The organism is Methylovirgula ligni (assembly GCF_004135935.1).
In the GTDB taxonomy this organism is placed as follows: Bacteria; Pseudomonadota; Alphaproteobacteria; order Rhizobiales; family Beijerinckiaceae; genus Methylovirgula; species Methylovirgula ligni.
Window position 1 is genome coordinate 190,740 of record NZ_CP025086.1, and the last position, 13,027, is coordinate 203,766.

At 62.6% G+C, this 13,027-nt stretch carries 12 protein-coding genes; 1 reads left to right on the forward strand and 11 read right to left on the reverse strand.

What is annotated here, in order from left to right; translation table 11 throughout:
- Positions 1-6: 6 nt before the first annotated feature.
- The 9 genes from nuoG to CWB41_RS00905 all read right to left on the reverse strand — a co-directional run bounded on the left by nuoG (position 7) and on the right by CWB41_RS00905 (position 8,487).
- Positions 7-2,088, reverse strand: coding sequence for an NADH-quinone oxidoreductase subunit NuoG (nuoG, locus tag CWB41_RS00865; protein WP_115835853.1), 2,082 nt, complete (start codon positions 2,086-2,088; stop codon positions 7-9).
- 5 nt (positions 2,089-2,093) lie between these two features.
- On the reverse strand, positions 2,094-3,404 hold the full coding sequence (gene nuoF, locus CWB41_RS00870; RefSeq protein WP_115836355.1) for an NADH-quinone oxidoreductase subunit NuoF: 1,311 nt from the start codon (positions 3,402-3,404) through the stop codon (positions 2,094-2,096).
- A gap of 9 nt (positions 3,405-3,413) precedes the next feature.
- Complete coding sequence (nuoE, locus tag CWB41_RS00875) at positions 3,414-4,076, reverse strand: NADH-quinone oxidoreductase subunit NuoE (protein ID WP_115835852.1); 663 nt, start codon at positions 4,074-4,076, stop codon at positions 3,414-3,416.
- A 40-nt stretch (positions 4,077-4,116) separates the two neighbouring features.
- On the reverse strand, positions 4,117-5,070 hold the full coding sequence (locus tag CWB41_RS00880; RefSeq protein ID WP_115835851.1) for an FkbM family methyltransferase: 954 nt from the start codon (positions 5,068-5,070) through the stop codon (positions 4,117-4,119).
- Positions 5,067-6,254, reverse strand: a complete 1,188-nt coding sequence (locus tag CWB41_RS00885) for an NADH-quinone oxidoreductase subunit D (protein ID WP_115835850.1) — start codon at positions 6,252-6,254, stop codon at positions 5,067-5,069. The genes CWB41_RS00880 and CWB41_RS00885 overlap by 4 nt, the downstream gene beginning before the upstream one ends.
- Positions 6,251-6,892: an NADH-quinone oxidoreductase subunit C gene (locus tag CWB41_RS00890; protein ID WP_115835849.1), complete on the reverse strand. Its 642-nt coding sequence runs from the start codon at positions 6,890-6,892 to the stop codon at positions 6,251-6,253. The genes CWB41_RS00885 and CWB41_RS00890 overlap by 4 nt, the downstream gene beginning before the upstream one ends.
- 17 nt (positions 6,893-6,909) lie before the next feature.
- Positions 6,910-7,485, reverse strand: coding sequence for a NuoB/complex I 20 kDa subunit family protein (locus tag CWB41_RS00895; RefSeq protein WP_115835848.1), 576 nt, complete (start codon positions 7,483-7,485; stop codon positions 6,910-6,912).
- A complete protein-coding gene (locus tag CWB41_RS00900) occupies positions 7,476-7,841 on the reverse strand; it encodes an NADH-quinone oxidoreductase subunit A (RefSeq protein WP_115835847.1) in 366 nt (121 codons plus the stop codon). Before CWB41_RS00900 ends, CWB41_RS00895 begins: the two co-directional genes overlap by 10 nt.
- Positions 7,842-8,175: 334 nt before the next feature.
- Entirely contained in the window at positions 8,176-8,487 is a 312-nt protein-coding gene (locus CWB41_RS00905) for a phasin family protein (protein ID WP_115835845.1), read from the reverse strand.
- A gap of 228 nt (positions 8,488-8,715) precedes the next feature.
- Between CWB41_RS00905 and CWB41_RS00910 the strand changes: the two genes are divergently transcribed.
- Positions 8,716-9,711: a zinc-dependent alcohol dehydrogenase family protein gene (locus tag CWB41_RS00910; RefSeq protein WP_115835844.1), complete on the forward strand. Its 996-nt coding sequence runs from the start codon at positions 8,716-8,718 to the stop codon at positions 9,709-9,711.
- Here CWB41_RS00910 and CWB41_RS00915 read toward each other — a convergent pair.
- Positions 9,689-11,242, reverse strand: a complete 1,554-nt coding sequence (locus CWB41_RS00915) for a bifunctional aminoglycoside phosphotransferase/ATP-binding protein (protein WP_115835843.1) — start codon at positions 11,240-11,242, stop codon at positions 9,689-9,691. The two genes, CWB41_RS00910 and CWB41_RS00915, sit on opposite strands and share 23 nt — an antisense overlap.
- Before the next feature lie 133 nt (positions 11,243-11,375).
- On the reverse strand, positions 11,376-12,587 hold the full coding sequence (locus CWB41_RS00920; protein WP_115835842.1) for a pyridoxal-phosphate-dependent aminotransferase family protein: 1,212 nt from the start codon (positions 12,585-12,587) through the stop codon (positions 11,376-11,378).
- Positions 12,588-13,027: the final 440 nt, after the last annotated feature.

Genomic DNA, 13,027 nt, shown 5'->3' on the forward strand with positions numbered 1-13,027 from the left:
TCGATTCTACTCCGCCGCCTGTTTCAGTTCGCCGCGCGAGAGCGCCGAACATTCAGCCATGACAGCCGAGGCCCGCGCGATCGGATTGGTCAAATAGAAATCCTCGACCGCCGGGGCGAAAGGCGCATCGCTTATCGCCGCGCCGCCGTCGCCGATCTTGCCAATATCCGCCGGATCGCCGGGAAGGATGGCGTCGATCTTGGCGAAGAGCGGATAGTCGGCAAAGAGCTTCTGCCGCAGCGCGTGCAGCGAATCGAACGGCAAGGTCTCGCCGATGACGGCCGAAAGCGCCCGCAGGATCGCCCAATCCTCACGCGCATCGCCGGGCGGAAAATTGGCCCGCTCGGCGAGTTGAACGCGGCCTTCTGTATTGACGTAAAGACCCGGCTTCTCCGTATAGGTCGCGCCCGGCAGGATGACATCGGCGCGATGCGCGCCGCGGTCGCCATGCGTGCCCTGATAGATCACGAAAGCGCCCGGCGCGATATCGACCTCGTCGGCGCCGAGATTGAACAGAACATCGAGCGCGCCGGCCTTGGCCATGCTCTGCGCATCGAGGCCGCCTTCGCCCGGCACGAAGCCAAGATCGAGCGCGCCCACGCGGGCTGCCGCGGTATGCAGCACGCCAAAACCTGTCCAGCCCGGCTTGATGCAGCCCAGCGAGACGGCGGCCTTGGCCGCCTGGGCGAGGATCGCCTGCCCGTCCGGCCGCGCCAAGGCGCCCTGACCGACAAGCAGCAGCGGCCGCTCCTTCTGCGCCGGGGGATGATCGACAAAACGCGCCAGGCTCTCCGGCCCGGCGCCGAGATAATTGTAGTCGTAGGTCAGATCGGCCTTCTCGCCGATCACGCCGACAAGCAGATTGCCCTTGAGCCAGCGTTTGCGGATGCGGGCATTGAGAACCGGCGATTCCTTGCGCGGATTTGAGCCGATGATCATGATCGCATCGGCTTCGTCGATGCCGGCAATGGCCGGATTGAAAATATAGCTGGCGCGGCCGAATTTCGGATCGAGCTTCGCGCCGTCCTGGCGGCTGTCGAGCGAGGTGCTGCCGAGGCTCTGGATCAAAAGCTTCAGCGCGAAGATTTCTTCCACTGCCGCGAGATCGCCGGCGAGGGCGCCAACGCGGTCGGCCGGCGCGGCTTTAAGCTTGGCAGCAATGGCGGCGAAGGCTTCCTGCCAAGTGGCCGGGCGCAGCCTGCCGTTCTCGCGCAGATAGGGCCGGTCGAGCCGCCGGGTCTTGAGCCCGTCAACGACCTGCCGTGTCTTGTCGGAAATCCATTCCTCGTTCACCGCATCATTGAGACGCGGCAGGATGCGCATGACTTCGCGCCCGCGCGTATCGACGCGGATCGCCGAGCCAAGTGCGTCCATCACATCGACCGACTCGGTCTTGGCCAGTTCCCACGGCCGCGCCTTGAACGCATAAGGCTTCGGCAGCAGCGCGCCGACGGGACAGAGATCGGCGACATTGCCCTGCAGTTCGGAGTGCATCGCGGTTTCGAGATAGGTCGTGATCTCCATATCCTCGCCGCGGCCAATGGCGCCCATATCACCCGTGCCGGCAACCTCCGCGGTGAAACGGACGCAGCGCGTGCAATGGATGCAGCGGTTCATCGAGGTCTTGACCAGCGGACCGATATATTTGTCCTCGACCGCCCGCTTGTTCTCCGCGTAGCGCGATCCGGAAAAACCGAAGGCGACTGCCTGATCCTGCAGATCGCATTCGCCGCCCTGATCGCAGATCGGGCAATCGAGCGGATGGTTGATGAGCAGAAATTCCATCACGCCGTGGCGGGCCTTTTTCACCATCGGCGAATTGGTGAAGACGACCGGCGGCTCGCCGTTCGGACCCGGACGCAGATCGCGCACCGCCATGGCGCAGGAGGCGACCGGCTTCGGCGGACCGCCCTTCGCCTCGACAAGACACATGCGGCAATTGCCGGCGATCGACAGCCGCTCGTGGAAACAGAAGCGTGGAATCTCGGCGCCGGCCGCCTCGCATGCCTGAAGCAGCGTATATTCCGGCGGCACTTCGACCTCGATGCCGTCGACGATCAGCTTGCTGAGCTTGCCCGGTTCCGCCATCGCCCCTACTCCGCCGCCGCGCTGAGCCCGGCCACGGGCTCGGAATGCGGATTGGCCGCATAATCGTCGATCTTCTTTTCGATCTCGTGGCGGAAATGCCGGATCAAGCCCTGCACCGGCCAGGCCGCCGCATCACCGAGCGCGCAGATCGTATGGCCCTCGATCTCCGTCGACACTTCGAGCAGAAGATCGATCTCGCGCTTCTGCGCCCGGCCTTCGCTCATGCGGGTCAGCACACGCCACATCCAGCCCGTGCCTTCCCGGCAAGGCGTGCACTGGCCGCAGCTCTCGTGCTTGTAGAAATAGCTGATGCGGGTGATGGCGCGGACGATGTCGGTCGACTTGTCCATCACGATCACCGCCGCCGTGCCGAGCGCGGACTTCAGATTGCGCAAAGTATCGAAATCCATCGCCGCGTCGGCGATCTCATGCGCCGGAACGACCGGCACCGAGGAGCCGCCGGGGATGACGGCCAAAAGATTATCCCAGCCGCCACGGATGCCGCCGCAATGGCGATCAATCAGCTCACGGAACGGAATTGACATCGCCTCTTCGACATTGCACGGCCTGTTGACGTGGCCGGAGATGCAGAAAAGCTTCGTGCCTTTGTTGTTCTCGGCGCCGAAGCTGGAGAACCAGGCAGCGCCGCGGCGCAGGATCGCCGGTGCGACGGCGATCGATTCGACATTGTTGACCGTCGTCGGATGACCGTAGAGGCCCATATTGGCCGGGAACGGCGGCTTCATCCGCGGCATTCCCTTCTTGCCTTCGAGCGATTCAAGCAGCGCGCTTTCCTCGCCGCAGATATAGGCGCCGGCGCCGTGATGAACGTAAATGTCGAAGGGCCAGCCGTGGACATTGTCCTTGCCGACGAGCTTGGCCGCATAGGCTTGCTCGATCGCCGCCTGCACGCGGGCATATTCGAGCCGGTATTCGCCACGGATGTAGATATAGCAGGCATGTGCCTGCATGGCGAAGGAGGCGATGAGGCAACCTTCGATCAGAAGATGCGGGTCGTTGCGCAGGATCTCGCGATCCTTGCAGGTGCCAGGCTCGGATTCATCCGCGTTGACGACAAGATAGGACGGCCGCGCCGGGTCCGGCTTCGGCATGAAGGACCATTTGAGGCCGGTCGGAAAGCCGGCGCCGCCGCGCCCGCGCAGGCCCGAGGCCTTCATCTCGTTGATGACCCAGTCCCTGCCCTTGTCGATGATGGCTTTGGTATTGTCCCAACCGCCGCGCGCCTGCGCGCCCTTCAGACGCCAGTCGCCGAAGCCGTAGAGATTGAGGAAGATGCGATCCTTGTCTTCGAGCATCGCCAAGCCTCAATTGTCATCGCGGCGCGCAAGCACCGTGGATTCGGATTGCGGACCGCTCAACCCGTTGACGCCGTAAAGGCTCGTCAACGACGTCAGCCCGCCGGCCGGCTCCGAGGTTCTACGCCCGGTTTGCGACCCGATCTTGACCGGACGGCCGGCCGCGAGAGCGTCGAGCAGCGTGTTGAAATTCTCTTCAGTCAGATCTTCGTAATAATCGTCGTTGATCTGCACCATCGGCGCGTTGCAGCAGGCGCCGAGACATTCGACTTCGAGCCAGGAGAACAGCCCATCCGCCGTCACATGCCCTTGCGGACCAATGCGGCTCTCCAGCACGTTCTTGATCACATTCGCGCCGGCGAGGACACAGGGTGTCGTACCGCAGAACTGGATGAAATATTTGCCGACCGGCGCGAGATTGAACATCGTGTAGAAGGTCGCGACCTCGAGCACCCGGATCGGCGCCATGCCGAGCTTGGCCGCGACATTCTCGATCGCCGGCTTCGGCAGCCAGCCGTCATGTTGCTTCTGCGCCAGCCAGAGAAGCGCAATCACCGCCGAGGCCTGGCGATCGGGCGGATATTTGGCGATTTCCTTGGCACACAGAGCCTCGTTCTCCGGCGTGAAGGCGAAGCTGTCTGGCTGCACTTCGGCGAGACGGCGGACTGTCATGACGATTATTCCGCTATGCTCGATGTCGACGACGCGATGATCATTGGATGGACCTGATCCTTTCTTCCCAGAACGCGCTCTTGGTGGCAAAAACATTATAGCCGATGGCGCGGTTGACCTTGATGCGGTCGAGAATCAAAAGATCGTCCAGCGGCACGTAGCGCGCGCAAGCCGGATCGAAGACGAAGACGCGGCAGGCGGCATCGTTCAGCAGATAACGCGAAACCACGTGGTCGCGGTCTCCGCCGTGTTCCTCCAGAATGAGGATCGTATCGCTCTCAAGAAGATGCTCGCAGCCCTTGACCGCATCGATCTCCAAGCCCTCGACGTCAAGCTTGATGACAAGCGGATGCTCCGGCGAGATGATCCCCTGCTCTACGAGGCCATCGAGCGACACCATATCCACGCTCTCGCCGGCGTCGGCATCACGGTCCGAATCCAGCTCGACATGGAACGCCTCATGTTTCGCGCCTTTGAGCCGGACGCGGCTCCCGTTCGCGGAACCGATGGCACAGTGCAGAATCTTGAAACGACGGCCGTTCAGCTCGGCGTTGCGGGTCAACCACGCGACATTCGCGGATGCAGCTTCAATGGCCGTCGCCGCATGATTGCCGAATGGACGGCTCGACACCAGCACCGACCAGAAGCCGTAGTTCGCCCCGCCATCGACGAAGTGATAATCGACATCGGCGACGTTTCTGAGGAAGCGTGCGATCTCGTCTTCATAAATGAAGTTCCGATCGACCAGCCAGCTCCAGTAGGAATCAGCGAACGGAACGATAAAACGGGCGTCCTCGCCAAGCAGAACGATCATATCGCGCGGCTTCAGCATCGATGAAATGACGCGCACGCCGATCGAGAACCCACGAATGTTGAACCGCAGGCAGATCTTCGCACCCGCCTGAAGCGCGAGCATCGCACCGCGCTCGGCTGGCGTCGCGCCCTCAAGATGGCCAGTGGCACGATCGAAGATGATCGGTTGCTGCTGGTTCATCGATCGACCTCGCCGAACACGATATCGATCGAGCCGAGGATGGCGCTGACATCCGCGAGCATCGTCTTGCGGCAGAGGAAATCCATCGCCTGAAGATGCGCAAAGCCCGGCGCGCGAATCTTGCAGCGATAGGGTTTGTTGGTGCCGTCGGAGACGAGATAGACGCCAAATTCGCCCTTCGGCGCCTCGACCGCGGCATAGACTTCGCCGGCCGGAACGTGGACGCCCTCGGTATAGAGTTTGAAATGATGGATCAGGGATTCCATCGAGCGTTTCATCTCCGCCCGGCTCGGCGGCGCGACCTTGCCCTTCACATGCACCGGTCCTTGCCCGGTCGGCGAGGAAAGCTTCTCGACGCATTGTTTCATGATCTTGGTGGCTTCGCGCATCTCCTCCATGCGGATGACCTGGCGATCGTAATTGTCGCCGTGCAGCCCGACGGGAATGTCGAAGTCCATTTCCTCGTAACATTCATAGGGCTGCGCCTTGCGCAAATCCCATGGTGCGCCGGAGCCGCGCACCATCACACCGGAAAAGCCCCAGCGCCAACAATCTTCGAGGCTCACTACGCCGATATCGACATTGCGCTGCTTGAAGATGCGGTTCTCGATGAAAAGCTCCTGCAGATCGTCGAGCACCTTGAGAAACGGATCGCACCAGGCGCCGATATCCGCGATAAGCTCCGGCGGCAGATCCTGGTGCACGCCGCCCGGACGGAAATAGGCCGCGTGCATGCGCGAGCCGGACGCCCGCTCATAAAAGACCATGAGCTTCTCGCGTTCCTCGAAGCCCCAGAGCGGCGGCGTCAGTGCGCCGACGTCCATCGCCTGCGTCGTGACGTTGAGAAGATGCGAGAGTATGCGGCCGATCTCGGAATAGAGCACGCGGATCAATTGCGCCCGGCGCGGCACCTCGACGCCGAGCAGCCTTTCGACCGCCAGACAGAAGGCGTGCTCCTGATTCATCGGCGCGACATAATCCAACCGGTCGAAATAAGGCACGTTCTGGAGATAGGTGCGCGCCTCAATCAGCTTCTCGGTACCGCGATGAAGCAGGCCGATATGCGGGTCGACGCGCTCGACGATCTCGCCATCGAGCTCGAGCACAAGCCGCAGAACGCCGTGCGCCGCCGGATGCTGCGGGCCGAAATTGATCGAGAAGTTGCGGACGTTCTGATCGGTCATTGCGGCTTGACTTGCGGGGCTGGGGCGGACGGCTCTTTGCTCGCCTTTTCATCGCCGGGGAGCACGTAATCCACCGCGCCCTCCCACGGCGAGAGAAAATCGAAGCTGCGGAATTCTTGCCGCAGATTGACCGGCTCATAGACGACGCGCTTCTCGGCATCGTCATAGCGAACCTCGACATAGCCGGTCATCGGGAAATCCTTGCGCAGCGGATGCCCCTCGAAACCGTAGTCGGTCAGGATACGGCGCAGATCGGGATGGCCCGAAAACAGGATGCCGAAAAGATCGTAGGTCTCGCGCTCATACCAGTTGGCGGCGGGGTAAAGCGCCGTGAGCGAGGGCACCGGCACGTCCTCGTCGGTCGCGACCTTGACCCGAATCCGCCGGTTGTACTTCGGCGACAGAAGATGGACGACGACATCGAAGCGCGGCACCCGCGTCGGGTAGTCGACGGCGGTGAGATCGATGAAGGAGATGAAGAGACACGACGGGTCGTCGCGCAGATAGCGCACCGTCTCGATCAGGCGCTCCAGCGCGACATCGAGCGTGAGTTCGCCATAGGCGTAAGTGCTGGCAGCGACGGCGCCGGGGAGCGCGGCGGCAATCGCAGTCCCGAGGGCTTCAAGCTCATCGCTCATCCGCGCAATCCTTCCGCCTAGCGCTCGATCGTACCCGTGCGGCGTATCTTTTTCTGGAGCAAAAGAACGCCGTAGAGGAGCGCCTCAGCCGACGGGGGACAGCCCGGCACATAAATATCGACGGGCACGATCCGATCGCAACCGCGCACCACCGAATAGGAATAATGGTAATAGCCGCCGCCGTTGGCGCAGGAGCCCATCGAGATGACGTAACGCGGCTCCGGCATCTGGTCGTAGACCTTGCGCAAGGCCGGGGCCATCTTGTTGGTCAGCGTGCCCGCCACGATCATCACGTCGCTCTGCCGCGGCGACGCGCGCGGCGCGAAGCCGAACCGCTCGATATCGTAGCGCGGCATCGACACCTGCATCATCTCGACCGCGCAGCAGGCGAGGCCGAAGGTCATCCACATCAGCGAGCCCGTGCGCGCCCAGGTGATCAACGCGTCGGCGCTCGTCACCAGCATGCCCTTGTCGGCAAGCTCGTTGCTGATGGCGAGAAAGGTCGGATCATCCGCGCGCACCGGCCTGCCGGTCGCGGGATGGACGAGCGTTCCGGAGCCGGTGCCGGTCTCGACGGAAGCGTTCAATCCCATTCCAGGGCTCCCTTCTTCCACTCGTAGACGAAGCCGATCGTCAGCACCCCGAGGAAGATCATGACGGCCCAAAAGGCCGCCGCGCCAACCGCCTTGAACGCAAGAGCCCAGGGAAACAGGAAGGCAACTTCGAGATCGAAGATGATGAAGAGCAGAGAAACGAGGTAAAAGCGGATATCGAATTTCATCCGCGCATCGTCAAACGCATTGAAGCCGCACTCGTAGGCGGAAAGCTTTTCGCTATCTGGCGCCTTGAAGGCTAGCAAAAATGGCGCCACCGCCAGGGCCCCGCTGATGACCGCCGCAACGGCCATGAAGATGACGAGCGGCAGATATTGGCTGAGCAGGTTTGGCATGGTCGAACTAGCCTAGGTAGATAGGCTGGAAGACTTCTAGTTCCAGTCTGGCGTTCCCTACCGCAGTGCAATCTGAGACGCAAGCGTACGGCGGTCACAAGCCAATGGTTTTCTGCATTTGGTTTCAGAGCCGACCGCCCGGCGCCCTCCCGGTTCGGGAAAATCTCCATAGCTACAAGCATTTCAATGCCTTGAAGGCTATCCGCCAAACTCAGCCGGATCGGCACGTGAAGGCGGCAACGCAAGGCGCGCCGGAAGCCGGAATTTTGCAGAGCAAGAACGCGACTTCCCCACGCGCAGCTCCGGCGCACGTTTGCGTCAGGCTGGAGCCGGATTAAACAGCTGGCACGTTCCGCGTGACGTCCTTGATCACTTTGCTGGCTTCCGCGCCGTAATCGTCGAAAGCACCGCGCACGAAGCTCGAATGCACTTCGATGATTTCGGGCACCGAACCGCAGCTCTGCAACTTGCCGAAATAGTCGCTGTGTGCGCGGAGCCGGTGCGCGGCGAAGCGCAGGGATTCGGACGCCACGACAACCGGCCATTCGACCAAGGTCTGCCGCCACACTTCCTGAAACGGCGAAGCCGCCGCCAAAAACTTGTTCTGCGCGTTGTGAATTTCAGAGCCGATAGCCTGCGTTTCCATAACATCCTCCATCGGGCGCAATATTCTGCACGTTTGGATCGCGGATAGTTGGATTGCGAATAACAAGGCTGCGGGGCTGTGCCATCAGCGTGGCAGCTTAGCCCTCGCTTCAACGCCTGTTGCTTTATTCTACGCTGAGAATTTAACTCGTCTACAAGCGAGCATATTCAAGCGATGTGACAAAAAATTCACTTCGCAAACTTGACCGCACTCTTTGGAACATCCCGCATGAAAGCTATGGTCCTGCACAAGATCGGTGCCCCGCTCGTCTACGAAGACTTGCCTGATCCGCAGCCCGCCGCCGGACAGATTCGCGTGCGTGTCAGCGCCTGCGGCGTCTGCCGCACCGATCTCCATGTCGTCGACGGAGAATTGCCAAATCCGCAAGTGCCGATCGTTCCCGGACACGAGATTGTCGGACGGATCGATGCGATCGGCCCCAATGTGAGCGGCCTCAGCCTCGGCGAGCGCGTCGGCATCCCCTGGCTTGGCCATACCTGCGGCCATTGTCCCTATTGCCTGAGCGGACGGGAGAACCTCTGCGACGAACCGATCTTCACCGGCTACACGCGCAACGGGGGCTTTGCGACCCATGCGGTCGCCGATGCCCATTATACCTTTCCGCTCGGCGAGCATGGCTCGGATCAGGAACTGGCGCCCTTGCTCTGTGCCGGCCTCATCGGCTGGCGTTCCTACGTCATGGCCGGCGAAGGCGAGACACTGGGGCTTTATGGCTTCGGCGCAGCGGCGCATATCATCGCGCAAGTGGCGATAAAACTCGGCCGACGGATTTTTGCCTTCACCAGCCCCGGCGATAGCGCGACGCAGGATTTCGCGCGCAGCCTCGGCGCCGTCTGGGCGGGTGGTTCGGACCAACCCCCGCCGGAAAAGCTCGACGCGGCGATCATCTATGCGCCCGTCGGCCCGCTTGTGCCGCTGGCGCTGGCCGCGGTGAAGAAAGGCGGCACCGTCGTCTGCGCCGGAATCCACATGAGCAATATTCCGGAGTTCCCCTACGATCTCTTGTGGGAGGAGCGGAAGCTGTTTTCCGTCGCCAACCTCACGCGCCAGGACGGGCTGGATTTTCTGAAAATCGCGGCGGGCGCGGGCATCAAGACTTACACGACCGCCTACCCTCTCGATCACGCCAACGAGGCGCTGGCGGACCTGCGCCACGGGCGGCTGCATGGCGCCGCCGTCCTCATCCCGCCGCAGGAAGCCTGAGCGCCGCGCGCGCGGCCTCCGCGAGCTCTGGGAGAGGCTGGCTGGCATCGAGCCGGGCCCAATTGAGCGCGCCGAGCGGGCGCGTGACTTGCTCACGCACGACGGGCGCGCGGGCATCCGACGCATCGTGCTGCCGTGCCTCGACACGCGCGACGAGCGTCTCGACCGGCGCCTCCAGCCAGAGGCCCGTGAAGGAGAGACCGAGACGCGCGGCGAGGGCCGTAAGCGCGTCGCGCTCCTCGGGCTTCGCGTGGACCGCATCGACGATGACGCTGTGGCCGGCCCGCAAGGCGATCTCGGCCAGCGCGAGCAGCCGCGCATAGACCCGCGCGGTCACCTCCGGCCGGTAGCCCTCCGGCGGCAGCGGCACGAATTCGTCTGCGCCGAAGAGGCGCTTGCGCTCGATATCGCTGCGGAGATGCACGGCGCCAGGCGCATGGCCGAGCTCGCTCGCCAGCGCCGCCGCCAGCGTGCTTTTGCCGGTGCCCGAGAAGCCGCCGACCGCGACAAGCCGGGCTTCCTGCGGGCGCAGAAAATCCTCCGTCGCGCCGAAGAACTGCCGCGCCTCGGCACTATGATCCCCGGCATCGAGATTGGAGAGCGCCGCCGTCACGAGCGCGCGAATTGCGGCCCGCAGCGCCAGAAACAGCGGCAGCGCCGCCAGCCCTTCAAGTTCCTGCTCAACCTCAGGCGCGCGCCACAAATAGCGGTTGAACAGGAGGTTGGCGTGGTCGCGCAGCCCTCTTTGCCAGAAATCCATCAGCACGAAGGCGAGATCGTAAAGGATGTCGATGGTCGCGAGCCCATCGTCGAATTCGATCGCATCGAACAGAACGGGCGTGCCAGCTTCGAGGACGATGTTACGCAGGTGAAGGTCGCCGTGGCAGCGCCGTACGTTGCCTTGCGCTTCCCGCCTTTCAAGCAGCGGCGCGACGGCCGAATAGGCCGCCAGGAACCGCGTCCGCAAATCCGCGACGCCGGCGGCAGGAAAGGTCGCGGACGCGGCGAGCCCGTCGAGCGTGTCGCTCATCCAGCCGCGGAATCTCTCCGCCGTGCGCTGATCATGGCGCGGGGAACGCGCATGCGCGGCGGAAATGGCCTCGGCAAGCCGGGCGGCGGTGGCAAGATCCAGTTCACCGCGCAGGGCGAGCTTGTCGAGCGTCTCGTCATCATCGAAGCGGCGGCTATGGACCGCCCATTCGATGATGTCGCCGTCCTCGCCGCCAAGACGAAGACCCAGCGGCGTACGCCGGATCGGCAGGACTTCGAGATAAATGTCCGGTGCGTTCGGACGATTGACGCGAATCTCGTTCTCGGAAGCGGCGCGGCGCTTTTCGAGCGTCGAAAAATCCATGAAGGGATAATAGATCGCGCGCTTGACCTTATAGGCATCCGGCCCGGCGAGAAACACCACGGCGCCGTGCGTATCTATGCGCTTGATCGAGTTTTTTGCTGAATCCGGAAGGCCATATGCCGAGGGCTGCGCGAGGAACGCGAAAATCTCGCCCTGATCGGTCTGCTGTGTGCCCACGGCTGCTCTTCACGCGATGGATGAAGTCCCGAAGGCTAAGCGAATTCCGAAAAAGTTGGCAGACTTTTTCGGAATTCGCTCCAGTATTTAAACTCAGTGGGCAGCGCCCGAGCGCCGCCCACTAAAGCTATGATTATTCCGCCGCCGCAAGCTTGTGCGACGGGTTCTTCGCCTGCTCAGCGAGATAGTTGATCGCCGCCTGAACGCCGCCCTTCTTGTGCGGGATGCCGGCGAGCTCGAGGCTCATCTCGACGCCGCTGAGCGCGCCGAGGATCGTCAGGTCGTTCGTGTCGGCGAGATGGCCGATGCGGAACACCTTGCCGGCGACGCGGCCGAGGCCGGTGCCGAGCGAAATGTCGAAGTTCTCAAGCGCGATGGCGCGGAACGCATCGGCATCATGGCCCGGCGGCAACAGCACCGAGGTGACGACCGGCGAATAGTACTTCGGGTCCTTGCAAAGCACTTCGAGGCCCCAGGCGACAACGGCGCGGCGGGTCGCCTCGCCATGACGCCTGTGGCGCGCGAAGACGCGGTCGTAACCCTCCTGCTCCAGCAGGTCGAGCGCGACGTCGAGGCCATAGAGCAGGTTCGTTGCCGGCGTATAGGGGAAAAAGCCATTGGCATTGTTGGCGAGCATGTCGGCCCACGACCAATAGGACTTGGCGAAGCCCGACTTCTTCGAGGCTTCGAGCGCCTTCTGGCTGATGGCGTTGAAGCCAAGGCCCGCCGGCAGCATGAGGCCCTTCTGCGAGCCGGCGATGGTGACGTCGATGCCCCATTCGTCGTGACGCAGATCGATCGAGGCGAGCGACGAGACAGCGTCGACGAAATACAGAGCCGGGTGCTTCAACTCGTCGAGCACCTGACGGATTTCCTGCAGCGGCGAGGTCGTGCCGCTAGCCGTCTCGTTGTGGACGACGCAGACCGCCTTGATCTCGTGGTTCTTGTCGGCCTTGAGACGCTCTTTGATCTGGGCCGGATCGGCGCCGATGCGCCAATCGGACTCGATGAACTCCGGCTTTAGGCCGAGGCTTTTCGCCATCGTATTCCAAAGCGAAGCGAACTGGCCCGTTTCGAACATGAGAACTTTGTCGCCCGGCGACAGGGTATTGACGAGCGCCGCTTCCCAGCCGCCCGTGCCCGAGGACGGGAAGATGATGACCGGGTTCTTGGTCTTGAAGGGAGCCTTGACCTTTTCGAGGACGCGCTTCGACAGCTTCTGGAACGCGGGGCCGCGATGATCGATGACCGGCTGGTCGATCGCGCGCAGCACGGGATCGGGGATCGGCGTCGGGCCGGGAATTTGCAGGAAATGACGGCCGGGGCTCCGCGGCTTGTTGCTCATCGTCTATGTCTCCAAATCTCAAATGCCGCCTTTGCCCAGATGAAGGACAAACGCTCGTGGTTTATTTTTAGGCAGGTCCGCGCCGCAGACCCCCTCGCGCCCTCTTTCCGGCCGAGAAATCGACTAGAAAAATTCGGTCATCGAGCAAAAGACTCGAGAAAACGCCAGCCGAGCGCGCAAAAACTGCGCATTCTGGCAGCGCCATCGCGGTTGGCGCATGAATACGGTCAAAACTGGCAGGGCTCAACACAAATTTGGCGATGTAGCAAAGACTTCGCGTGTGCGGCGCAAAAGAGCATTTCGCTTCGCAGCATCCTCTAGAAGCGCGATATTACGAGGGTCGAAGCCGCAAAAATAAGCGCCCGCTGGCGCGGATTTCCGCGCCCCGTGCGCATTTGACGCGCGGCCGCCAGCGGAGCGGCGGGGCGGCGCAAAATTCG

What these genes read in the sequence shown, in the direction of transcription:
- CWB41_RS00900 (WP_115835847.1), bottom strand. Translation starts at nt 7,841, where the DNA reads ATGCCAAACCTGCTCAGCCAATATCTGCCGCTCGTCATCTTCATGGCC.
- nuoE (WP_115835852.1), bottom strand. Translation starts at nt 4,076, where the DNA reads ATGACAGTCCGCCGTCTCGCCGAAGTGCAGCCAGACAGCTTCGCCTTC.
- CWB41_RS00910 (WP_115835844.1), top strand. Translation starts at nt 8,716, where the DNA reads ATGAAAGCTATGGTCCTGCACAAGATCGGTGCCCCGCTCGTCTACGAA.
- nuoF (WP_115836355.1), bottom strand. Translation starts at nt 3,404, where the DNA reads ATGCTCGAAGACAAGGATCGCATCTTCCTCAATCTCTACGGCTTCGGC.
- CWB41_RS00880 (WP_115835851.1), bottom strand. Translation starts at nt 5,070, where the DNA reads ATGAACCAGCAGCAACCGATCATCTTCGATCGTGCCACTGGCCATCTT.
- CWB41_RS00920 (WP_115835842.1), bottom strand. Translation starts at nt 12,587, where the DNA reads ATGAGCAACAAGCCGCGGAGCCCCGGCCGTCATTTCCTGCAAATTCCC.
- nuoG (WP_115835853.1), bottom strand. Translation starts at nt 2,088, where the DNA reads ATGGCGGAACCGGGCAAGCTCAGCAAGCTGATCGTCGACGGCATCGAG.
- CWB41_RS00885 (WP_115835850.1), bottom strand. Translation starts at nt 6,254, where the DNA reads ATGACCGATCAGAACGTCCGCAACTTCTCGATCAATTTCGGCCCGCAG.
- CWB41_RS00890 (WP_115835849.1), bottom strand. Translation starts at nt 6,892, where the DNA reads ATGAGCGATGAGCTTGAAGCCCTCGGGACTGCGATTGCCGCCGCGCTC.
- CWB41_RS00905 (WP_115835845.1), bottom strand. Translation starts at nt 8,487, where the DNA reads ATGGAAACGCAGGCTATCGGCTCTGAAATTCACAACGCGCAGAACAAG.
- CWB41_RS00895 (WP_115835848.1), bottom strand. Translation starts at nt 7,485, where the DNA reads ATGGGATTGAACGCTTCCGTCGAGACCGGCACCGGCTCCGGAACGCTC.